This is a genomic window from Terracoccus sp. 273MFTsu3.1 (assembly GCF_000383675.1).
Classification (GTDB): Bacteria; Actinomycetota; Actinomycetes; order Actinomycetales; family Dermatophilaceae; genus Terrabacter.
Map to the genome: position 1 here is coordinate 1 of NZ_KB911829.1, position 22,110 is coordinate 22,110.

At 67.8% G+C, this 22,110-nt stretch carries 20 protein-coding genes, 1 pseudogene and 1 riboswitch; of the genes and pseudogenes, 8 read left to right on the forward strand and 13 right to left on the reverse strand.

The window, feature by feature from the left end; translation table 11 throughout:
• Positions 1–230 precede the first annotated feature (230 nt).
• Positions 231–467 (reverse strand): annotated as a pseudogene (locus tag H283_RS28275) (tyrosine-type recombinase/integrase); the annotation flags it as partial.
• A gap of 518 nt (positions 468–985) precedes the next feature.
• On the reverse strand, positions 986–1,762 hold the full coding sequence (locus H283_RS0121595; RefSeq protein WP_020145613.1) for a GntR family transcriptional regulator: 777 nt from the start codon (positions 1,760–1,762) through the stop codon (positions 986–988).
• Between the two features lie 42 nt (positions 1,763–1,804).
• Here H283_RS0121595 and H283_RS0121600 point away from each other — a divergent pair, with 42 nt between their 5' ends.
• Together H283_RS0121600 and H283_RS27405 are read left to right on the forward strand one after the other, a co-directional pair.
• Entirely contained in the window at positions 1,805–2,248 is a 444-nt protein-coding gene (locus H283_RS0121600) for an NUDIX hydrolase (protein ID WP_020145614.1), read from the forward strand.
• 8 nt (positions 2,249–2,256) lie between these two features.
• On the forward strand, positions 2,257–3,177 hold the full coding sequence (locus H283_RS27405) for a DUF4231 domain-containing protein (RefSeq protein WP_081633989.1): 921 nt from the start codon (positions 2,257–2,259) through the stop codon (positions 3,175–3,177).
• Between the two features lie 3 nt (positions 3,178–3,180).
• Here the strand turns inward: H283_RS27405 and H283_RS27410 are convergent, their stop codons facing one another.
• The 5 genes from H283_RS27410 to H283_RS0121615 all read right to left on the reverse strand — a co-directional run bounded on the left by H283_RS27410 (position 3,181) and on the right by H283_RS0121615 (position 8,127).
• Positions 3,181–3,642 (reverse strand): TIR domain-containing protein, encoded by a 462-nt coding sequence (locus tag H283_RS27410; protein ID WP_081633990.1) that lies wholly within the window; start codon positions 3,640–3,642, stop codon positions 3,181–3,183.
• A gap of 788 nt (positions 3,643–4,430) precedes the next feature.
• Positions 4,431–5,585 (reverse strand): hypothetical protein, encoded by a 1,155-nt coding sequence (locus H283_RS27960; protein WP_156023373.1) that lies wholly within the window; start codon positions 5,583–5,585, stop codon positions 4,431–4,433.
• Between the two features lie 230 nt (positions 5,586–5,815).
• On the reverse strand, positions 5,816–6,877 hold the full coding sequence (locus H283_RS0121610) for a nucleotide kinase domain-containing protein (RefSeq protein ID WP_196806046.1): 1,062 nt from the start codon (positions 6,875–6,877) through the stop codon (positions 5,816–5,818).
• A gap of 76 nt (positions 6,878–6,953) precedes the next feature.
• The gene (locus H283_RS27965) at positions 6,954–7,343 is read right to left on the reverse strand and encodes a hypothetical protein (protein WP_156023374.1); all 390 of its coding nucleotides are present in this window, start codon (positions 7,341–7,343) and stop codon (positions 6,954–6,956) included.
• A gap of 4 nt (positions 7,344–7,347) precedes the next feature.
• Positions 7,348–8,127, reverse strand: coding sequence for a hypothetical protein (locus tag H283_RS0121615; protein WP_156023375.1), 780 nt, complete (start codon positions 8,125–8,127; stop codon positions 7,348–7,350).
• A gap of 1,669 nt (positions 8,128–9,796) precedes the next feature.
• Between H283_RS0121615 and H283_RS0121620 the strand changes: the two genes are divergently transcribed.
• The 3 genes from H283_RS0121620 to H283_RS26980 all read left to right on the forward strand — a co-directional run bounded on the left by H283_RS0121620 (position 9,797) and on the right by H283_RS26980 (position 13,089).
• Positions 9,797–10,186 carry a hypothetical protein gene (locus tag H283_RS0121620; protein WP_020145617.1) on the forward strand — a complete coding sequence of 130 codons (390 nt, stop codon included), beginning with the start codon at positions 9,797–9,799 and terminating at the stop codon, positions 10,184–10,186.
• A 216-nt stretch (positions 10,187–10,402) separates the two neighbouring features.
• Complete coding sequence (locus H283_RS26975) at positions 10,403–12,625, forward strand: MASE1 domain-containing protein (protein WP_156023376.1); 2,223 nt, start codon at positions 10,403–10,405, stop codon at positions 12,623–12,625.
• A complete protein-coding gene (locus tag H283_RS26980) occupies positions 12,622–13,089 on the forward strand; it encodes an STAS domain-containing protein (RefSeq protein WP_020145619.1) in 468 nt (155 codons plus the stop codon). Before H283_RS26975 ends, H283_RS26980 begins: the two co-directional genes overlap by 4 nt.
• Here H283_RS26980 and H283_RS26985 read toward each other — a convergent pair.
• Entirely contained in the window at positions 13,074–14,864 is a 1,791-nt protein-coding gene (locus H283_RS26985; RefSeq protein ID WP_156023377.1) for a sigma-70 family RNA polymerase sigma factor, read from the reverse strand. The two genes, H283_RS26980 and H283_RS26985, sit on opposite strands and share 16 nt — an antisense overlap.
• A gap of 525 nt (positions 14,865–15,389) precedes the next feature.
• Here H283_RS26985 and H283_RS0121640 point away from each other — a divergent pair.
• Positions 15,390–16,001: a carboxymuconolactone decarboxylase family protein gene (locus tag H283_RS0121640; RefSeq protein WP_020145621.1), complete on the forward strand. Its 612-nt coding sequence runs from the start codon at positions 15,390–15,392 to the stop codon at positions 15,999–16,001.
• A gap of 60 nt (positions 16,002–16,061) precedes the next feature.
• On the opposite strand, the gene H283_RS0121645 is transcribed toward H283_RS0121640, so the two are convergent.
• The 5 genes from H283_RS0121645 to H283_RS0121665 form a co-directional block, all read right to left on the reverse strand.
• Positions 16,062–16,745: a DsbA family protein gene (locus H283_RS0121645; protein WP_020145622.1), complete on the reverse strand. Its 684-nt coding sequence runs from the start codon at positions 16,743–16,745 to the stop codon at positions 16,062–16,064.
• Positions 16,746–16,841: 96 nt separating this feature from the next.
• Complete coding sequence (locus H283_RS0121650) at positions 16,842–17,612, reverse strand: C40 family peptidase (protein WP_020145623.1); 771 nt, start codon at positions 17,610–17,612, stop codon at positions 16,842–16,844.
• 2 nt (positions 17,613–17,614) lie between these two features.
• Positions 17,615–17,779, reverse strand: a riboswitch (cyclic di-AMP (ydaO/yuaA leader).
• Positions 17,780–17,997: 218 nt separating this feature from the next.
• On the reverse strand, positions 17,998–18,693 hold the full coding sequence (locus H283_RS0121655) for a metal-dependent transcriptional regulator (protein WP_028785818.1): 696 nt from the start codon (positions 18,691–18,693) through the stop codon (positions 17,998–18,000).
• Positions 18,694–18,722: 29 nt separating this feature from the next.
• Positions 18,723–19,976, reverse strand: a complete 1,254-nt coding sequence (locus H283_RS0121660; protein ID WP_020145625.1) for an MFS transporter — start codon at positions 19,974–19,976, stop codon at positions 18,723–18,725.
• A 78-nt stretch (positions 19,977–20,054) separates the two neighbouring features.
• Positions 20,055–20,393, reverse strand: a complete 339-nt coding sequence (locus tag H283_RS0121665; RefSeq protein ID WP_156023378.1) for a hypothetical protein — start codon at positions 20,391–20,393, stop codon at positions 20,055–20,057.
• Between the two features lie 33 nt (positions 20,394–20,426).
• On the opposite strand from H283_RS0121665, the gene H283_RS26130 reads away from it, so the two are divergent.
• Both H283_RS26130 and H283_RS0121675 read left to right on the forward strand, forming a co-directional pair.
• Positions 20,427–21,572 carry a hypothetical protein gene (locus H283_RS26130; RefSeq protein ID WP_020145627.1) on the forward strand — a complete coding sequence of 382 codons (1,146 nt, stop codon included), beginning with the start codon at positions 20,427–20,429 and terminating at the stop codon, positions 21,570–21,572.
• Complete coding sequence (locus H283_RS0121675) at positions 21,569–21,907, forward strand: hypothetical protein (protein WP_020145628.1); 339 nt, start codon at positions 21,569–21,571, stop codon at positions 21,905–21,907. Before H283_RS26130 ends, H283_RS0121675 begins: the two co-directional genes overlap by 4 nt.
• Positions 21,908–22,110 lie beyond the last annotated feature (203 nt).

Consider the following 22,110-nt stretch of genomic DNA (forward strand, 5'->3'; position numbering starts at 1 on the left):
AGATCCTGCAGTTCTGGATCGGCAACGAACTGCTCCGCACCGTGCGACGCGAGAGCACCGGATCCGTCCGCAACAAGCGACCCCTGGGAGGTGCCCTGACCAAGACCAGAGCAGAATGAACACCAACAACGAGTGTCAAGGATCAACCGACACACAACCGTCAACCATCAACCGAACCCGTACAGGGGCACCACACGTTTACGCAGGTCAGGGGCGGTGGCACTCATCCGTCACTCCCCCTCGATCAGGCTGACCGGCTCGTTGTGGCACATCTGTGGCACATGGATGTCCAGCGAGAGGGCCACCGCGTCGAGGTCGTCGGGGAACAGGCCGGCGTAGATGTCGAGCGTCATCGCGGCTGACGCGTGCCCGAGCATCTGCTGGATCGCCTTGACGTTCGCGCCACCTCGGACCGCGAGCGAGGCAGCCGTGTGGCGCAGGTCGTGCGGCGTCACGCCATCGAGGCCGGCCGCCCCGGACGAGGTGCCGGACTGACCGGCCTGGCTCGACTGGCCGGGTGCGATCATCGACTCAGCCCGGAAGGACCACGAGATCCGGCCCCGGCCCATTGAGGTCTCCTCGATCCACGGCAGCGCCGTCAGCCCGATGAACTCGACCGGCGTCCACGGGAACGGCGTCTTGTTCTCCGGGGGCACCGGCTGGACCTTTGCGAAGAACTTCACCGACACTGCGGTCTCCCGCTTGCTGGCCTCTTCGTCGGCGTCCAGCACGGTCACCGACCACACGAGCAGGCCCGTCTCCGGGTCGGCCTGCTGCGGCCGCGACCCATCGGCCCGCTTCTCGGCGTTGAAGTCGAGGACCGGCTCGACCGAGCCCTTGAGGAACGCACCGTTCGGGAACACGTCCCCGAATCCGACCTTGAACCGCTTCTGCATTGCCATGACGTCTCCTTATTCGGTCGTCTAGAGCAGTTGCTCCGTGACAACGGTAGAGCACTCATCTAGACAAGCAGCAAGGGATGGCGTCAGTTAGCCGGGAACCGGTACTCGAGGACATAGCTCGGGGCCGCCTTCACCGTGTCGGTCAATTCGACCGGCAATCCATTGATGTCAAAAGCGATTCGCCGCACAGTCAGGACTGGCGTACCTGCCGGCAGACGCAGCCGCCGACGCTCCTCGGGGGACGGCATCCGAGCAGCCACTTCCTCGGAAAACTCAGCCAAGGCGTGGCCGGCCTCCTCGATGCGAGCATAGATACCGCCCGGCCCGGTGTCTGCCGCCTCGATCGCGGTTCCCTTCGCGATCGACAGCGGCACATAGGAAGTCGCCAGCTCGACCGGCTGACCATCCATCAGACAGCGACGTCGACGTGCGACCACTCTCGACCGAGCCGGGAGGGCCAGGGCCTCGCGCACATCGCCAGACGCCGCCTCAGTACCGACCTCGATCTCATCGACGGACGGTACGCCAACACCCTCGGCCTCAGCGATGAACGCGGCCTGCCCGGCCTCTCGATGCCGCCGAGCGAATCGGTCGGAGGCAACGCGCCGCACCACCGGACGCTCGCGGACGAACACACCGCGCCCATGCTCGGCAACCAGCAGCCCCTCGGCACTCAACTCCCCCAGGGCCTGGCGCACCGTCATGCGTGCAACGCCGAAGTGCTCCCTCAGCTGCGTCTCGGAGGGCACCTTGTCACCGGGGGCAATGCGGCCCGACCCGATGGCGTCGCGCAGCGCGGTCGCGATCTGCTTAAAGGCAGGAGTGTCCGAGGTCTTGTCGACCTGGCCCAGTTCGAGCATGGCTCACTCCTCCAGACGTCTGTAGTACCTACACTTTGGCAGATGGGCACACACGACGTCACCGAGACACCACGTCACTCGGTCAGCGTTGCCGCCGCGATCTTCGACGAGAGCGGCGAGAACGTCCTTCTCATCAAGCGACGCGACAACGGCCGCTGGGAACCCCCCGGCGGAGTCCTAGAACTGGACGAGACGATCGAGGACGGCCTCCGCCGGGAGGTCCGCGAGGAAACTGGAGCCGACGTTGAAATCGGCACCCTGTCTGGGGTGTACAAGAACATGCGACACGGAATCGTCGCACTTGTTTTCAGAGCGCGACTACTTTCTGAGCCGGAAGGCTCATCCGACGAGGCCATGGAAGTGGCTTGGATTCGGGTATCTGAAGTGCAGAACATCATGGTTCCGGCGTTCGGCGTCCGCATCACAGACGCCGCAGCTCGGGGTGCGTCGATTAGATCCCACGATGGCCAGACGGAAGTGAAGTGAAATAGCCGATGTCCCACCATCCTGGCTCAGCCAGCGAGCCCAACGCCGGACAGCATCTCCAACTCCTGGACGGAGACCTGCCAGACCTCCACGACGGTGCCGATCGGGCCTCAACTGATGGACAGAACCAGTTCATCGGTACAACACGCGCCAAGTTGACCGCGGCGATCCTCGCGGCGGCGCTATCCGCGGCCATCAGGCCAGGTCCTCTCGAGAAAACTCTTGCGTTCGCGGTGGGCATCGCGTTTCTCATAGTGTTCGTACTTGAAGCTTGGATCTGGGCCACCAATCCGGTCAGGGCATGGTACGACGGCCGCGCGTTGGCCGAATCGGCAAAAACCATGGCTTGGCGATACGCGGTGGGCGCCGAGCCCTACCCAATTCAAGACGAGACATCGACCACAAGATTGGTCACTGACTTAGGCGCCCTTTTATCGGACGCACCGGAGACAGAACTTCATCCGTCTTCGAAGGATCCAATTTCAGACGGCATGCGTGCAGTTCGCGCGTCTCCCCTGGACCAACGTCGGACAATCTTCCTGCGCGACCGCATCAATCAACAACGATCTTGGTACTCAAACAAAGCATCCATTAGTCGCTCGCGAGCGAGACAATGGCGCTTCGGCCTCCTCGTCACTGAAGCCATCGGGATAGCTATCGCCTTCGCACGTGCCTTTGGTGCGACAGACATCGACCTTGCCGGGATCGCGGCGGCCCTTGTAGGCGCCGGCGCGGCGTGGCTGGGCATTCGCCAGCACGAAACCGTTAGCAGAGCCTACGCATTCGCAAGCCACGAGCTCGCAATCGCCGGGGAGCGCCTTAAGGCCATTGACGAGGAAGAAACATGGGCAAAGGCGGTGGCAGACGCCGAGGAGGCGATCAGCCGAGAACACACCATGTGGCGCGCCTCGAGGTCGTCAACGGCCTGAGTCTCATCGCCGGCAGGTCGCGATCGAGTTCGTAGGCATGTTGGCCCCGCGCGCCGTCCCTCGAATCGCTCGCTCAATCGCAGGCGCAAACTCTTGCACGTCACTGGGCTTGGCCCAATCCAAGATCTCTGCGCCGGACTCTGTCAGGCCCTCAGGCACGGCAGCACCATCTTCGATGCGAATTCCGACCAGCGCATTACCCTTTTCGCGGCTCCACTCAATCTCATTTGCTACCCAGTCACTCTTCGCCGTGTCCTTTCCGATAAGAATGATGGTGGCAGAGGTGCCCTTGAGTTGCTCCTTGATTTTCCGCGTAATGTACGCGGGATCGCTACTGTTCACAGGGTCCAAGAGATGGCGCATTGAGACATCGAGCTTGACATTCTTGTTATAGGTTGCGAGATTCAGACCTTTGGCCTTCATCTGGTCACGATGCTGATAGCTAAGAAAAACTCGGCGCGCCATTCCCGCTCACGCTCCTTCCGGCCGAAGGGTCGCGAGCTTCCCACACACAGGACACCGCTTAAGGAGAGCACGATTGCTAATGACGTGATCGCACTCGGAGCATCGCCATTCCCCCGTCGGGCTACTGTTCGGGGCATCCACCGGATCGCCTGGCTGTCTCAAGTAGTCACCAGCGTCGCTCCACGTAAACCCCTGCTCTCGCCCCCAAGACGGGTACGCATATCCCGACCGGCTCTTCGAGAACTGCTCGATGCGTTGCAGTTCAGCCAAGTAGTCGGACGTCCTATCGGGCACAGCGTCAAATGTGGCCATGATGCTATCAACAATGGCCGCTCCGATTGGCTTCTGAGTACGAAACGGCACCTGCATTACCTCAGAAACGCCTTCAGCAAACTCTGACGGAGGAACCGGGTCGATGAACTTCAGGCGATCGGCTGCTAGAGCGAAATCCCCCTTCTCCTGACCGCGACTGCCTTCCGCAAACCAGCCGACGTGGTAATAGCCGGCCACCAGCCGGCCAGCACCAGGCCTACTTGTCATAAAGACAATGGTCGCAGCGCCCGTTGACACAATGATGCGCCGCATGCTGGGTTCGCACGTTGAGAAGAGCCCATACGTTCCGGTTTCGATGTTCGGATCACTCTTGTTGTCACTCGGCCTCGTAACTTCGCGAATCGGCCACCGTGCCAGGGGCTCATTAAGGTAAACTGAAAGATAGCCAGACCCATGGTCCTTCAGAGGTTGCCACGGAGCCCCCGGAGGGGCGCTGCTCGAAAGACTTGAACTCATTACATCGCTCCTCTGATTTCAACGTCACCCAGGAACCGCGGCGGGACCTTCATATACACCAAGCTGCGTCGATCTAGGTCTGCCACCACGAAGCCACCCTTGCCTGCCTCCAGCTCACCCATGACACTGAATCCTTGGCTGATCGCTTCACGCCAGAGCCAAGGTGGCATCTTGGATACTTCCAGATCCTCCAAAACGGTCGTCATGATCTCGACGAGGTCATCGGGAACAAGCCGCGGATTTGCAAAGCCCTGACTGTCTGGCGCGCGCTTTGCCAACAATGCCGAAAGGCCCTCTTCGGCGAAGACTGCGCGCGCACCGTCCTCATTTTCATCTACGAGCGGGTCGCTCTTGCGCTTCAAACCCAACAGCTGCCTCAGATTTGGGGACCATCCCATCACCGCGACAAACCCAAGGTGAACCGCATCGTGGTACCGATAGGCATCGTTCGCAGACGAATTGTCCGTAACCTTGTCACCCAACTGTGCCCGGACGGCAAAACCCTGAGACTTGCCACCGGAGCGCGGGATCGGCCCATCAGGAAACGCGTTTGGATCCGCGGCAATTAGGGTCAGGGTGACTTCTGGACGTCCTTCCCTCAAGCCCTCTTGGAAGCGCAAGAGCATTCTGCGAGGGAAACGCTCAGCACTAGGATAACCGGCATCCAGAACTGGGAGGTCCGCCCGATCAACAGCTTGCCCCAACGCCTGGCGTGATCTCCGAGCACGCTCAAGGTCATCGGCTGCAATCTCAAGGAGATCAAGCGAAGCATGGGACGCACAGGCGGCCATGTACCACAGTAGGTCGCCTAGCTCAGTCTGGATGAAGCCTCCCCAGTTACCTCCGGGCTCGTCCCCGCGAAACCGCTTTTTCAGCGCGACCATCAGGCTTCCGGACTCACCGGCAAGACCCAGCATAGGAACGCTCAGTGCTAGCGGGTCGTAGCCATCGGCGGATTCTTGATCCGTGTGCCTCGCCAATGCCTGGTATCCGCCAATGTCAGCGCCCTCACTGGCGTCAAAAGTCGGCAGACCGGCAAAGCCTAACTGCACAGCCCGATGGTGAACCTTTTCTAAGTTCGCGAGGGCTATCGAACTGAGCGATAAAGTGTGATGTGACGCCAGCAGAGAAGCCCACCTCAGCAACTCGCCCAAGTGTCGGGCCACCAGCGTCCGGCTAGCGCCCGCGACCAGCGCGTCACGTAAGTACCTCTGTTGACTGCCTAGAAGGTCTCCGACATGGGCACCCACGCCGAGGAGCGGAATTAGTTCATGCGCATAGTCAGCGGGATCCGCCAGACCGCGCACTACAGCTTGGTATTCATCGAAGTTCAACACTCACCCCTGTGATTCCCCTAGGTTCACGATGTTAAAGCTCAGACCGACTATCTCGGATTGATCCCCCACTTCGGGGGAAACCAAGGCGTCTCTAGCGCGCCCTTGGGGCGGAAGACTTGCTTAATTCTCTTACGTCGCGTGAGCCCTAAGATCTCTGGATGCGCAACGCGCGCATACTTGTCGGTTTCACAGAACAAGTTTTGGCAATCAATGAGAGTCAACTTCCGCTTCCCCATTAGCCCACCAAACTGCAAGCCGAGTCGCTCAAAGTGCTCATCCTGCGAGTCCGCCATGTATCGGATTATCGATGCCTCACGTCCTGCGGACGCCGCCCCGAAACACTTGCGGATTCCATCTCGCGCCCCGGGGCCAGGAACGACGAACTCCATCTCGTCGAAGTTGAGCGCGTTCGAATAGTTGATGTCGATAACGAATTGATAGGCTAAGAAGTCGCCAATGCCAGGATAGGCGCGTATTGCAAGGAAGGCTTCCTCCATAGAACCGCTGGAGTGGATGCGCTCCGGGAGGCCCTCTTCCAACATCTTCCTTAATAGGAGAAGATGGTTCGTCGCCTTTCGCGGTGCCCCCATCCCTGGCTGGGGGATCACATATGCTGCGGAGTAAATCGGGCCAGAACGCGAGAGCGCGAGGAGGAAATCCGACATTTCGTCAACATCAAAACGCGAGATCTGTAGCGGCCCAAACTCTTTCGACAAGGCTAGCCATGTTTCTATTTTGTTAAAGAACTTGAACAACAACGTGCGAAAGATGACTTCTTCAGGTTTCTGCGATCCCTCATAAGCGACGTTCTTTATCACAAACTGGCTCACGCGGTCAGAGGCCCTGTAGCAGTTGGTGAAACGGTGTCGAGCAAGAATCGGATCAGTGCTCCATGGCCCCACCGCACCCCTTGTACGCGCCTCGTACAGCGCTTGCCGTCGGGCTGCAAACCTCCAGTACGTGTCGAAAACTTCTGTCGTTTGCAACGATCGCTGGCCGACTTTGATCTGCCGTGAGCGCCACCTCAACTCATTTGGGGGGCGATGGACCTGCCAGAGGACTTCCTGCTCATACGCATAGCTGGCATCCTCAGCGTGAACGACCCTCATGAGATTCGGCTTAGACGCGAGCCGAGGTTAGCCACGAAGGTTGGGCAGGCTGGCAACGGTCCGCTTGTGCTGCGACTCATACTGCTCCCCCCTCACGGCCTGCAACGATAGACAGCATCAGGTGCGCATAGTCGTCTAGATCCACATAAAATTGAGTTTGACTTCGGCCAAAGACCTGATGCAATGCCGTACCCCGTTTGGCGACGAGCACACATGGCTTCTCGAGCGCTTGGGCTAGCCCTAATTCGAAATAGCAACTTGGGCGTTCAAGCGAAAGGTCAGCGACAACCAACTCAGCCCGTTTAAGGTCGCCCAGGACATCGGAAGGCTGTATCGCATGCAGGTCTGTTCTCTCAAAGGGAAGGTGCAACTGCACGCGATTCGTACTCTCCAGGCTCTGCAAAACTTCACGTTTCGCAGCATATTCCGGATCGGACCCTACAGGCATAATCATGTAGATATACATAGATCTAACTCGTCGGCTTCGCTGAAGTGCGGAGAGACTCGTCGCCGCTGGGCGGGGGCAGCGACCGCCCGTTGGTCTGCGAGACGACGGAGGTCGGTCTTGTGGAAGGCACACCCGACGAACTCGCCCCCGAGGTCGGCGTAGCCGAGGGCACCTTCGAGAACGGCGAGGGATACTTGGTCACTTCCCCGAAGTTCGCCAGTGTTACGAAGATAGTGCCAATCAAGAAGCACGCGAACAGCACACGAAAACTCTTGGGAACGAAGTACTCTGCGGTTCCACCCTTCAGGACAAGAAGCCGCTTACCGGCACCGCTGGAAACTTTGACGAGCGCCTGCCCTTCGAGGAGTACCTGCCACTCCCGATCAAACGGAGAAAAAGACTTCGCCAACGAGGCCCCTCCCGACGATTCAAAGATGACTAGTGGTGCCATCTCGTTCAGCACTTTGAACTTAGCATTGTTCAATTGCTTCGCATCATCGATCTGCGCGACCCAGTAAAAGCAGAAAACGATACCTAGCAAGCATAGCGCGATGATCAGGAGAACGGTTGAGAGCCGCAACGTCTCTCTTTCGACCGACAGATTCGCGAGAACCGCGATCGCCAGCACGATAGCGGCGCAGACAGAGTAGTTGAAGCGGTTCATCGCAACGCGACGCTCGGTTACTCGCTCCGAAGACTCGAATAGGAGCTTGTACTCCTCGAAAGACACGTGTGCGGGCGCCGGCGGTACGGTTGCCGGCGCGCTCGGGTCCGCCGCTGACGACAGCCCGCTCTTTGCCATGCCGCAAGGGTAGGGCACCGACCGCCCGCAAGTGCGGAGCGCCATCCGCCTGGCGACGCACAGACGGCTGCAGCTCTGCGTCCGCGTGAGTAGTTTCTGTACTGGCTCAAGCGCGCCTTCGGCGCGAAGAAGCGCGGGACCCCGCGATGGGGACCCCGCGCTCCGGCGCTGGCGCGCCTACGCGCACCCCACCGCACCCCGCGCTATGTGCTCGATGCCTCTCGGACCCGTCGGTACAGCACGGCTCGCGCTGCCCGACGTCGCAGCGTCTTAGGGCCCGCCCGCGTGTAGCTTGACCACCACGAAGCAGCACCTAGCAGCACTGCGCAGACCACCAAATGCGCAGGCCAAGGAATCTGCGACCCCATGAGCCAGCTCCCGAGGATGCTGACGAAGTAGCCACTGGCGAGGACGAGGTAGATCCATCCCACGACCCTGAACATCGTTCGGTGGCGTGCGATCAGTGAGTCTGCGATCTCGTCGGCCACCAAGCGACTCGCGAGGTCCCGATCCGCTGATCGCGCTCGGCACGAGCGCGGTCGGCTTCCCCAACAGCGTCCAGCCGCTGCGCAGCGGCCAATCGCTCGGCGTGATTGGCCAGCCAAACATCAACGCCGTGTCGGCCCCACCAGGTGCGCAGCCGGTCCGCCACCAGCAGGCCGACGGGAACGAGGGCGAACGCAGCGATCCAATCCGATAGAGACATGGCAGAAAGGTAGGCGCCACCACCGACAAACGACATACAACGGCAATAGACCACGGCCTTGGCGTCCAATTCAGGCGCTGGGGACGAGGGAGGCCCCAGCCGTCGTGCGCCGGGCCGGTTTCCAGGGAGGACCACTGCCCACCTCGAGCGCGTGGCGACGGCGACGACCCGCTCGGCCTGATTCCACAAGCGCCTTCTGCGCGGCACCACCCAGCCCAGATCGTCGGGGTCACTGCACAGACCCGTGTGGCGCATCTGTGGCACACGGCGTCCGAGTCGGTCGACCGTAAGAGCCCATTAACGGCAGATGAGCAAGCACATCACCAGCCACCCCAATACCCATGAAAATAGGGCATATTCGGCTCCTAAAGCGGGTGTCGCAGGTTCGAATCCTGCCGGGGGCACGAGCGGGATATCCGCAGATCATCCGGGCGCCAACCGCGCCTCGGCGTCGACCGCCGCCTGCCCGGATGGGCACGTCACGGTGCCCCACGAAGGCCAGGGCCGAGCGCAGCACTTCTCGCGACAGTCCAGTTCGGCACCGGTCGACGCAGAGCAGCCGCGCATGAAGACAGCACGCGCCCCGCGACCGGGACCAACGGGGCAGGTCGGGCACCGGTGACGATCCCCCTGCGAGACCGTCCGTGCAGGCGTATACCGGAGGATGGGCCGTTCGCCGACTGGCCCAGAACCGCTCGACGAGGTGGGCTGACCCGATGACCGAGCACGACCGTGGCACGGGCACACCACTCCGGATTCGGCGATGTTCCGCGACCAGGAACCGTCAGGACCGATGGACAGTCATGAGACGTCCCGCCGGTCCACACTGCCGAGACGCACGAGCGACTTCCGAGTCTGCGCGACCCACGGCGACCACCTCACCTGTGCCCGAGGCGGAGTCCTGCCACCAGGCCGGCTCGCGCGCCTCCTGCCGGACGTCTCCACAACGATAGGAAGACCGTCATGGTCAAGCGCCTCTGCGCCTCGCTCATCTCGGCGGCCATCGCATCCACAGCCTTCGCTGCGGCTGCCTCCGCCGACCCCAAGAACACCACGATCCCCTTGACCTGCGACAACGGGCAGTCCATCCAGGCTGCGTTCAACGGCAACGGGGACTTCACTCCGGGACACGACGTCGCCAGCACGGCGACCTTCGTGCTCCAGTCCCTGCGGGCAACCCTGACGTTCACCCCCACCGGGGGCGAAACTGTCGTCGTCAGCCAGATCGACACGACCAAGCCGCACGTCGTCGGTGACCTCGTCACCTGTCACTTCGACTTCGAGCGCGTCACCCCCACGGGGACCTTCCACGGCGTCGGGACGTCGGTCGGCTTCATCACCCCGGCCTCGTGAGCGCAACCAGCTGCCGCGGACACGCTCACTTCGCCCGGGGGCCCGTGGGCACCGTCGACTGACGACCGCAGCAAGCGGCCACCACAGCCAGCCGCCACCGCCCCACGCCGACGCAGAGACTCCCCGACGAGGTGCACGAAACGCTCGTCACACGACACTCGGTGCTCCTAGAGTCACTGCCATGGCGGGGCGTGGGCGGCTGGACTGCTCCCGACGATGACGACAGGCGTGGGGGCGGTGGAGACCTCGGGCCCTGCTCCCCTGCCCTCCAGCGGCACCCAGGACCCGGACGGCAGGGACACACCGGACATCTCCCCCGCCGCCACCCCGACGCGACGCCTCGTCCGCCTCGCTGCCATCGCCGTCGCCTACTACCTCGGCGCCCGCCTCGGCCTCAGCCTCTCGCTCGTCGGGAACGACGTGACCCCGCTCTGGCCGCCGACCGGTGTCGCCGTCGCCGCGCTCATCGTCTTCGGGCGGTCGTACTGGCCGGCCGTTGCCGTCGCGGCCCTCGCGGTCAACCTGCCGATCAGCGCCAACCCTCTGGCCGCAGTCGTCACGGCCGTCGGCAACACCCTCGCGCCCGTCGTCGCGGTCACCTTCCTCCGGCGGGTCGGCTTCCGCCGCGAGCTCGACCGTCAGAGCGACGCCATCGCGATCGTCTTCCTCGGCGCCCTTGCGAGCATGCTCGTCAGCGCGACGATCGGCGCGGTCACCCTGCTCGCGTCGGGCTCGATCACGACCGGACAGCTACCCGCCGCGTGGGCGGTGTGGTGGACGGGTGACGCGATGGGCGTCCTCACCGTCGCACCCTTCCTGCTCTGCCTGCCCCTCTTCTGGGAGCAGCGTCGCTGGCCGCTGCGGCTGTGGCTCGAGGCGCTGGCGATCCTCGTGGTGGCAAGCCTCGTCGTGGCGGCCGCCGTCACCACGGGGCTGCACATCTTCTTCCTCACCCTCCCGCTGCTGGGCTGGGCCGCCTGGCGCCTCCAGCTGCGGGGAGCCGCCCCTGCTGCGCTGATCGCGACGCTCCTCGCCACGGCGGCGGCCGCGCGGCAGCGAGGTCCCTTTGAGGGCAAGACGCTGCTCGAGCAGATGGTGACGCTCCAGGCCTTCAACGCCTGCGTCGCCCTCACCTCCTTCTTCCTCGCCGCGCTCGTCAGCGAGCGCATGCAGACCGCCGCCGCCCTCACGGCGGCCGCGTCCGAGCTCGAACGACGGGTCGAGCAGCGCACCGCCCAGCTGTCGGCGGCCAACACCCGGCTCGTCCAGGAGATCCAGGAGCGCTCCGAGGCCCAGGAGCAGCTGAGCCACGAGGAGGCCCGCGCGCAGCGCGAGCACCAGATCGCCGAGACCCTGCAGCGCAGCCTCCTGCCCGACCGTCTTCCCGACGTGCCGGGCGTCGCGCTCGCCGCGCGCTACGTGCCCGCGACGGCCGACGTCCAGGTCGGCGGCGACTGGTACGACGTCGTCCAGCTCCCCGGCGGCCTCATCGGGCTCGCCATCGGCGACGTCGCCGGGCACGGCCTCAACGCCGCCGCGACGATGGTCCAGGTCCGGATGGCCCTGCGCGCGTACGCCCTCCAGGACCCCTCGCCGCCCGCCGTCATGCGTGGCGTCCACCAGCTCGTCGCCCAGCTGCCGGTCCCCGAGATGGTCACGCTCATCTATCTCGTCTTCGACCCGGCCACGCGCCGCATCCGCTGGACCAACGCGGGCCACCCACCGGCGCTCGCCTTCGCTGACGGCCAGGGCGCCTTCCTCGAGGGCGCGCTCTCCCCGCCCGTCGGCGTCACCGTCGACGGCTCGTTCACCGAGGCCAGCGAGGTCCTGCCTCCGGGGGTGACCCTCCTGCTCTACACCGACGGCCTCGTCGAGCGCCGCGGCGTCTCCCTCACCGCTGGCCTCGCCCGCCTCGACCGCGAGGCCTGCGCCGTCCCCGACGACGACGTCGAGGCCCTCTGCGAGCGTCTCCTCGACACCTTCCTCGACGAGGAGCACATCGAGGACGACGTCGCGATCCTCGCCATGCGACCCGTGCCGTCGGTCGACGGCGAGCTCGACGTCCGGCTGCCCGCCGAGGCCCGCAACCTCGTGCAGGTCCGCAGCGCCCTGCGCCGCTGGCTCAAGGAGGCCGCCGTCTCCGAGCCAGACGTCAACGAGGTCCTCGTCGCCTGCGGGGAGGCCTGCGCCAACGTCGTCCAGCACGCCTACAGCGACCAGGAGTCAGTGGGCGAGCTCGTCGTCGAGGCCCGGCTCGACGGCGACGACCTCGTGGTGCGCGTCCGCGACCACGGCCACTGGCGCCCGGCAGCGGACCGCGGCGGCGGCTGGGGACTCCACCTCATGCGCGCCCTCATGGACGACGTCGACGTCGAGCACACCCCCGCCGGCACCGACGTCCGCCTGCACCGTCGCGTCCACGTGGGGGTCGAGGCATGAGCGACCTCGCCCGCGTCGACACCCGCCGTGCCGGCACCACCCAGCTCGTCCGCATCACCGGCGAGCTCGACCTGTCCAACGCGCGCGAGCTCACCGACGCCGTGGGACACGCGGTCCCCGACGACGTCACGCTCGTCGTCGTCGACCTCAGCGGCACGACGTACCTCGACAGCGGCGGCATCGCCGCGTTCTTCCGCCTCTCCCAGCGGCTGCGGGACCGCCGCCAGGACCTCCGCCTCGTCGTCCCCGACGCCTCACCCATCCGCGCCGTCGTGGAGCTGACGCGGCTGAGCCAGGTGATCCCGGTCGACCAGAGTGCCCCCGACCTCTCCGGCCAGATGGCGTATGCCGCCCTCCCGCCCGACAGCGCGCCCGACCGGTCCCAGCCCCCAGCCACGACAGACGCGCCCGACCCAGGTGCCCCTGACATGTCCGACCCCGAGGGCGATCAGCGCAACGGGTAGCTGCCCGATCCGGGCAGAGTCGCTCCGGAGCGCCCGGTGAAGAGGGCCACGAGGTCCCCCGAGAGACGGGGCTGCACGCGGGTGACCTCCACGACGAGCTCCCCGGCCCGCAGCCGTCCGTCGAACTGCGAGGTCGGCTGGCTCACGTGCTCGACGACCCGGGCGCCGTGCACGTCGCGCACCGACGTGACGAGCCATCCGGCCGGTGCCGTCAGGTGCGCGAGGTAGCCGCGGTCGCTCGGCGTGAACGTCAGCCTCGTCACCGTGCCGACCGGAGCGGGAGGCGGCACGACACTCGGCGTCGTCGTCGGCCGCGTGGACGTTGGCGTGGAGGTGGCGCTCGCGCTCGGGCTCGGGCTCCGGCTCGGGCGGCTCGTCGCGCTGGCACTCGTGCCGGTCGAGGTCGGCGCGGGGCTCGCCGGCGACCTCGTCTGCTGGTCGGCGCTCCCGGTGCGCCCGCCCGACGACCGGAAACGCGAGACACCCTCGGCCGTCGCGACGCCGATCACGGGTCGCGGCGCGGTCGACGTCGGCGCCGACGAGCGCGTCGTCTCGGCAGGGTTGGCCGACTCCGTCCCGTCCACCGGCCCGGCCGACGAGTCCCGACCCACCGGCGCGTCGGCCGAGACCCGTCCGGTCGGCTGGAGCTGGAGCAGGAAGAGCGCGGCCGCGACGACGAGTGCGGCTGCGGCCACCACCGCGGCCGCCGAGCGACCCGGCACCGAGAGCACGCGACCGGCGACCCCGCCCGAGCCGTCTCCGGGACCGCCGTCGCCGACGTCGGCGGCGAACTCCGACAGGTCGTCGGCCCCGTCCATGAGCGAGGCCACTCCGACGGCGACCGGAATCGTGGCACCGCCGGTCGCTGCGACCCCACCCGCGCCCGCAGCGCCGGCACCATCAGCGCCGCCGCCCGCAGCGCCGGCACCCACCCTGCCGGCACCCACCGCGTCGGCGGCACCGACTCCCGACGCCAACGCGAACGCTCCCGGCAGCAGCACCGGCGCGACACGCAGGCGGATGGCTGCGTCGACGTCGAAAACGTCGAGCACCGCGGCCCGGCACCGGGCGCAGCCGTCGAGGTGCGCGTCGACGCGCTCGCGGGCCTTGACCGGGAGCGAGTCGCGCACGTAGCCACCGAGCTGGCGTCGCACCGCTCGACAGTCCGCGTCGCCGGCGTTCGAGACGAGCTCGGACAGGAAGGTCTGGCGCAGCCGCTCGCGCGCCCGCTTGCTCCGGCTCGCGATGCCGTTCGGCGTCGTGCCCAACCCGGGAGCGATCTGGTGCGGCTTCTCCTCGTGCACGACCAGGCGCCAGAGCAGCGACCGGGACTCGTCGGGCAGCGAACGCCAGGCCGCCCAGACGGCGTCACGCTCCTCGGCGTCGACGGCCTCGTCCTCCGCCGAGGCGGCGGTGCGGGTGTCGACGGTCGCCTCGTCGTCCGTCAGCACGACCCGGTTGGTGTAGCGCCTCGCGACGTCGATGTTGGCTCGGCGCAGCGTGCTGAGCAGGTAGGGCCGGAAGGCGGTGTCCGGGCCGCCTCCACCGCGGAGGGCATCGAGGGTACGGGTGAAGCTCTCGCTGACGAGGTCGTCGACGTCGCTCGGCGACGCGACCCGGGAGGCGAGCCGTCGGGCCGCCGGCTCGTGCCTCGACCACAGCACCGAGTACGCGGTGTCGTCGCCCGACCGCACCCGCTCGACGAGCTCCGCGTCGCTCTCGGGCCCGTCGACGCGTACGCCCTCGTCCGCCCCCGCCGCGGACTCGCCTGCCACGCCGCCATGCTCGTCGTGCGCCCGCTCCACGATCCTCTGTCCCCCACCCGTACGCCGACGTCCCGTCGGCTGTCTCGACCCACGCTCCAGCAGGGTGCGTGACCGGGCGCCGGGTCCCGTCCCCGACCCGTCGGCGCGTCAGCAACGCACCTCACGCATCCTCCCCCTGAAGACGCGCGAGAGACCGAATCATGGCGCGACATGCCCGCGGATGTACAGGGTTGGCGGCATGCCGGGTGATTTGCGTGCGTTTGCGACACACCTCGCGGGCCTGGACGTCTTCCCCTGTGATGCGCCGCGCCGGCCACGGGGGGCGGCGCCCCGTGCGAGCCGTGGGGGCCACGGTCGGCGCATCACGGACGGCGGCGACGGGGCTGCCGTCCGACGGGTGGTGGGTGCTCCCGAGGAGGGGACGGGAGCACCCACCAGAGGCCGGGCCGGCTTGCCCAAGAGCCGGATCCGGCCCGGACCTGCGTGCGACGATGGAGGCTCCACGACCCACGACCGTCACCCCGGGAGCAGCACATGACGGCGACCGACCCGAGCCACGGCTTCCTCACCGAGCCGGCTCTGACGCCCGAGCTCGAGGCCTACTTCGCGAGCGACGTCACCGACCACCCTTACGTCATGAACCTCAGCCGCGTCTGGGCCCAGTGGCCCGCCGCCCACGACACGCTCTTCGGGCTCCTGGCCGACATGGTCTCCGTCGCCGGCCTGAGCTTCCGGCAGCGCGGCATCCTCATCGCCGCGACCGCCTCGACCATCGGCGACTCCTACTGCGCACTGGCCTGGGGTGGCCGCCTCGCCACCGCTGCCGGGGAGGAGGTCGCGGGCGCCGTGCTCCGCGGCGACGACGACTCCCTCGACGCTACCGACGCCGCTCTGGCGACGTGGGCCAGGACCGTGGCCAGCACCCCGAACGCCACCACCCCCGCCGACCTCGAGCCGCTGCGCTCCGCGGGCTTCGACGACCGGCAGATCTTCGCGATCACCGTCTTCGTCGCGCTGCGCCGGGCGTTCTCGACCGTCAACGACGCCCTCGGCCCGCTCCCCGACCACCAGCTGCGCGCCGATGCCCCGCCGGCCGTCGACGACGCGGTCTCCTTCGGTCGCCCGGCCGCGGACCAGCCCTCCTGACCGAGGGCGTATGCCGTCCGCCCGGCTCCCGGCCCGGGGCCTCTGCTCGTGCGGCCGCGCTCAGACGCTCTGCGTGGCCACCCCACGCAGCAGCGCGAGGTAGTCCTCGACGGGCCGGGCCCCGGTCACGGCGGCATACCCGTTGGCGACGACGAACGGCGTCGACGTGACACCCATCGACCGCGCCTGCTGCTCGTCCTCACGCACCTGCTCGGCGTACTCGTCGGACGCGAGCACGGCCGACACCCGACGCTCGTCGAGGCCGCACTCGGCGGCGAGGCGCTGCAGGACCTCGTGGTCGTCGATGGCGAGGCCCTCGCCGAAGTGGGCGGTGTGGAAGCGCTCGACCGCCGCGGAGCGCAGCGCCGGGCCACCCATCTCTCCGGCGAGGGCGCAGAGCCGGTGGGCGTCGAACGTGTTGGCGCGCACGGCGCGGTCCCAGTCGAAGACGAGGTCGTCGGCCTCGGCCACCTCGCTGGCCTTGGCGTTCATGAGCCGGCCGGTCCCCGCGTCGCCGCCGTGGCGCACCGAGAGGTGGTCGCTGACGGGCACGGAGCCGCCGACCGGGACGTCCGGGTCGAGCTCGAAGGAACGCAGGCGCACGGTGACGTCGTGCGGCCGCTCGAAGGCGGCGATGGCAGCCTCGACACGACGCTTGGCGACCCACGAGTACGGGCAGACCAGGTCGCTCCAGAGCTCGAGCTCGATGACGGTCGTGGACTCGGCAGCAGGCTGGTCGGTCATCGACTCAGTCAACCACGGAGGTCGACGGGGCCGGAAAAGCACTGCGCCCCCACCGGATCCGGTGGGGGCGCAGTGTGTGGCGTGAGAGGTGACGGCTCAGATGCGGCCGTACATCGACGGCGTCGTCCAGATGGAGTGGTTGCCGATGACGGTGCCGGGGCGCTGGGCGTCGATCATGCGGCCCGGGCTGACGTAGATGCCCACGTGGTAGATCGGCGAGCCGAAGAAGACGAGGTCGCCGGGACGCGGGTTGCTGACCGGGGTCGAGGCCGCGGCCTGCGCGGACGCGGTGCGCGGGATCGAGATGCCGGCCTGGCGGTAGACGTAGGACGTGAAGCCCGAGCAGTCGAAGCCGGAGGGCGTCGTGCCGCCGTAGACGTAGGGAACGCCGAAGAACGACTGGGCGATGCCGATGATGCCGGTGGCGCTCGGGTCGGGCGCGACGTTGAGGGCGGCGCGGCTCGCGGAGCGCGACGCGCGCTGCTGCGTGGCCTCACGATCGGCGGCGGCCTTCTCGGCGGCCTTCTTCGCGGCGCGCTCGGACTTGACCTGCACGTCCTCGATGACGACGGGCTTGACCGAGGCCTGCTTGAGGGCGGGCTTGGCGAAACCGATCGCCGACAGGGCGTTGCCGGCCTTGAGCGTGCCGACGGCGGGGCCGACGGCCGCGGGACCGGCGACCGTGCTGGCGGAGCCGTCAGCGGCGTTCGCGGTGCCGGCGAACGAGGCGACGAGACCACCCGAGGCCGCGACGATGGCGGCACCCTTCACGGCGGGCTGGGCCGACTCCTTGGCGATCGTCTTGAGCTCCGAGATCGCGTTGAAGCGACCGGGGGCGCGGTGGCGCCCGGGAACGTTCTGAGCCACGTTTGACCTCTCGACGCCTACGAGGTGAGCTGTCGGGTTCGGGCTGGAGGTACTGCCCGGCCTTCGCTCGGACCGGTCTCGGTCCACGGAGGGCTTCACCCCGAGGGCGTCTCTCGACGCCCGGAGAAAGTGGTTCCCCCGCTCCTGCCATGCGGTTCGTACTGAGCCTCAGGTCGATGGCAGGACTCGGCGGTCCGACCCGGGGCACTCACTCGACGGGGAGAGCAAGTTCGCCCACCGTACCCAAGTAGGGGTGCCTTGTCACCTTCGAGTTCCCGGAAGTCAAAGAATTTTCATTGACCTCCGAACCGGGCCGGACGAGGTGTGGCAAGGCATGCCAAAACGACCCCGCAGAACGGGGCAAACCCTGCCGGATACGGCGTGTTCAGGCCGCCTGGCAGAAGACGTGGACGGCCACGTCGTCGGGCAGGGAGACGCCGGTCGACGGCTCGCTGCCCTCACGGACGGCCAGGACCCGGCCGCCGTCACGGACGACCTCGACCCGGGCGCCGGGCACGACGCCGGCACTCGTCAGCAGCGCGAGCGCCTCCGGGTCGACCTGGACGGGCTCACCGATGCGACGGATCGTCACGACCGTCGGCGCGGCCCCCACGGCGGCGGTCAGGGTGCTGAGGCCGGTGAGGAAGTCCTCGTCCTGGCGCACCCCGAGCTCCTCGAGACCGGGAATGGGGTTGCCGTAGGGCGACTCGAGCCCCTCGCCGATGAGGCCGAGGATCTTGCGCTCGACCTTCTCGGACATGACGTGCTCCCACCGGCAGGCCTCGTCGTGGGCGTACTCCCACTCGAGGCCGATGACGTCGACGAGCAGCCGCTCGGCGAGGCGGTGCTTGCGCATGACGCGGGTCGCGAGCAGCCGGCCGTGGTCGGACAGCTCGAGGTGCCGGTCGCCCGAGACGGCGACGAGACCGTCGCGCTCCATCCGGGCGACGGTCTGCGACACGGTGGGACCCGAGTGGCCGAGACGCTCGGCGATGCGCGCGCGGAGGGGCACGATGCCCTCCTCCTCGAGCTCGAAGATCGTGCGCAGGTACATCTCGGTGGTGTCGATCAGGTCCGTCACGGTCATACCTTCTCAGAATCGGAGAGCGGTCAGGGACCGCCCGTCAGTGGCCCCGGCGTCGGGCCGGTCCTCGCGCGTCGGGTCGGGTCGTGCCGTGGCACCCAGACGCGCAGCCAGCCCGCCCCGACCACGGCCCCCACGCCGAGCACGACGGCGGAGGCGCCGAGCGACATGATGGCGCTCAGCCCTGACAACGCCAGCGGGCCCGCCGCCCTTCCCACGTCCGCACAGAGGCGCCACCCGCCGAGGAACTGCGCGCGTCCGTCCGCGGGCGAGGCGTCGGCACCCAGGGTCATGATGAGCCCCGCCCCGAGGCCGTTGCCGAGACCGAGCACGGTCGCCGCGGCCGTGACGGCGGCGAGGCTGGTGGCGAGCGGGAGCAGCATCATGCCGAGGCCGAGCACGAGCATGCTGGGCACGGCGGCCGCGACCCGGCCGTAGCGGTCCATGAGCCAGCCCGAGGGGTAGAAGAGCGCCATGTCGAGCGCCCCGGCCACACCGAAGACGAGCGACGTCTGCGCCGGTGTGAATCCGACCGACTCGGCCCACAGCGGCACGAGGGCCTCGCGGATGGCGCGCGCCCCGGCCACGCACATCGCCCCGGTGCCAAGCGTCAGCAGGACGTGACGGTGCTGCAGGAGCACGGACGCCACGCTGCGCGGCGGTCCGCCGCCCGCGACCCGGTGCGCCGAGCCGGTGATGTCCGGCGCGAGGAGGACGAGGACGAACGCGGCGAGGCTCGCGACGCCGCCGACGGCATACGCCGCCTCGGTGCCCCACCTGACGATGACGAGCGACCCGATGAACGGGCCGACGAAGTAGCCGATGCGGTGCACGCCACCCAACGTCGACAGGGCCCGCGCCCGCATCGCCACCGGTACGGCCTCGGTGAGGTAGGCCTGCCGGGCCAGGCCGAAGAGCGAGCCGGCGAGCCCGATGACGAGCACGCCGACGAACAACATGACGAGGCCGCCGGCCAGGGCCGCGACGAGCATGCCCACCGCCTCGATCACGGCCGCGACGAGCAGCGCACGGCGCTCACCGATGCGGGCCGCGAGAGCCCCGGACGGCAGGTCCCCGAGCAGCTGGCCGACGCCCAGCATCGCGACGAGCAGCGCCGCGACGCCGACCGAGGCGCCGAGCTCGCGCGCCGACACGGCGATGATCGGGGACACCGCGCCCGCGCCCGTCGAGCCCAGGAGGGTGGGCCCGTAGGCAGACAGCGCGATGGCACGCAGGCTGCCGCTGCGTCCGTCCGCGCCGTCCCCCCGAATCTCGGTCACGCCACAGGACCCTAACGATCGGGTTACTCGGGTGGCCGGGCCGACCAGCCGACGAAAGCATTGGCCCGTGGCCAGGAGTCAGAGGACGAGCAGACCGAGGGCGGTGGAGGCGGCGTTGGCGGCGACGACCGTCAGCGCCACCGTCACCGCGTCCTCGCGCGACCTCACCCGCCACCCCGCGACGAGCAGCGCCGTCTCCACGGCGGCGACGGCGACCTCCGCCCCCACGAGCTGCCACGGTGACCCGAAGCCCGTCGACACGGCATACAGCACGGGGTGGGTCACGACGTTGACGCCGACCGCGCCGACTAGCGCGCGGCCCCACCCGGTCCACCCCGCTGCGCGCGCGAACGCCACGAGCACGGGCACCTCGACGGCGAGGGTCAGCGCGAGCGCCCACAGCGCAGCGGGGCTCACCTCGTGACCGCGCAGCCCCGACCGAGAGACTCCGTGACCGACGCGCCTGACCCGGCCGTCGCCGTCCATCGGTCGAGCACCATCACGCTCCTCGTGCTCGCGGCGGTCTGCCTCTCGCTCGCGATCGCGCTCGGGGCACCGATCGCGACCGCCGTCATCGGTCTCATCCTCTTCGGCATCCTGCACAACCTCCTCGAGATCCGCTACGTCGCGGGGCGCTTCTCCGGCCTCCTCGGGCGCCCCTTCCTCGAGCTGCTCGCCGCCCTCGTCACGGGCATCGTCGTCTGTCGGCTCCTCGCCGGGGTGGTCGGGCGGCCCGCGCAGCTGGCCGAGATCGTGCTCGGCTACGTCATCCTCGCGGCTGCCGCCCGCCACGGGCTCGACGGCCGGCGTCGGGTCGCCGCGTGGGTGCTCATCGGTGCCGCGGCCGCCGTCTCGCTGACCTTCCCGACGTACCACTTCGTCGTGCTGACCCACCTGCACAACGTCGTGCCGCTCTTCTTCCTCTGGGAGTGGTCGCGCCGGATCACGTCGCGTCGCGGGAGGCAGGCGTTCCGGGCCGTGCAGCTGCTGTGGGTCGTCGCCATCCCGGCGGTGGTCCTGCTCGGGTTCCTCGACGGGTCCCTCAGCGCCGACCCCGGCATCGTGCGCAGCGTCGTCGGCGACGGCCAGACCGTCCTCGCGGCGAGCGCCCCGCCGAGCGCCACGGCGACCGTGCTCGGGATGCGCTTCCTCACCGTCTTCGCGTTCATGCAGACGATGCACTACGTCGTGTGGGTGGCCCTGCTCCCCCGCGTCGCACCGGATGCCTCGGCCGCCTTCGAGGCACGCGTGCCGTGGATGACCGGTCCGCGGCTGTGGGCCATGGGCTTCCTCGCCGCCTCACTCTTCGCCGTCCTCTTCGGTCTCGACTTCGCCCAGGGCAAGACGTTGTATGCCGCCCTGGCGAGCTATCACGCCTACCTCGAGCTGCCCGTGCTGCTCGCCCTGCTCGTGGGCGCCCGGAGCCTCTCCACAGCCACCCGCGCGTCCGACCGTGACGGCTCGGGGACCGGGTCGACCCCGTCGACCCCCGCATCTCCCACGCCACTCCCTCCTGCCGGCGGTGGGTCACGCGGTGCCGAGCTGAGACCCGAGGCCACCGCGGCGGTCGCCCCGGACACCGAGGTGGCGTCATGACGCTGCCTGGGCCGACCGGGCTGGTCGCGGCCCTGCCGACCGACGCCACGGCACCGCCGGACGCGGCCTGGGGCCCGATGGTCGTCGTGGCGCTCGTCGTCGTCGCTGTGGTGGCCGCGGTCGTCGCCTTCGGCCGGATCACCCGGCGCCGACGGGCCGACGACGAGTCGGCTCCCCGCGGCACCGGCCCCGCGACCGGCACGACGGGCGGCAGTGCGGGCGGAACGGGCAGCACGACGACCGACGACCCGCTGCCGACCGACCCGCAGCAGCACCGGCCACAGCAGCCCGGTGGTCCGGACGGCCCCGACGGGCCCGACGAGCAACCCTCGTAAAAGGTCTTGCCGCCGCTCAGGCCCCGACGTACGGTCGTGACATCGAAACCGAAGGGAGGTGATCCGAGAAGTGATTTCTTCCGGAGCGTGTGAGGTGGCCACGCGATAGCCGCGTCCCCATCCACACCCATGGATGAAGCAGGGCAGTCCGACTCGTCGGGCTGCCCTGTTCCATGTCCGTCCTCCCCACCCCGATCCTTCGT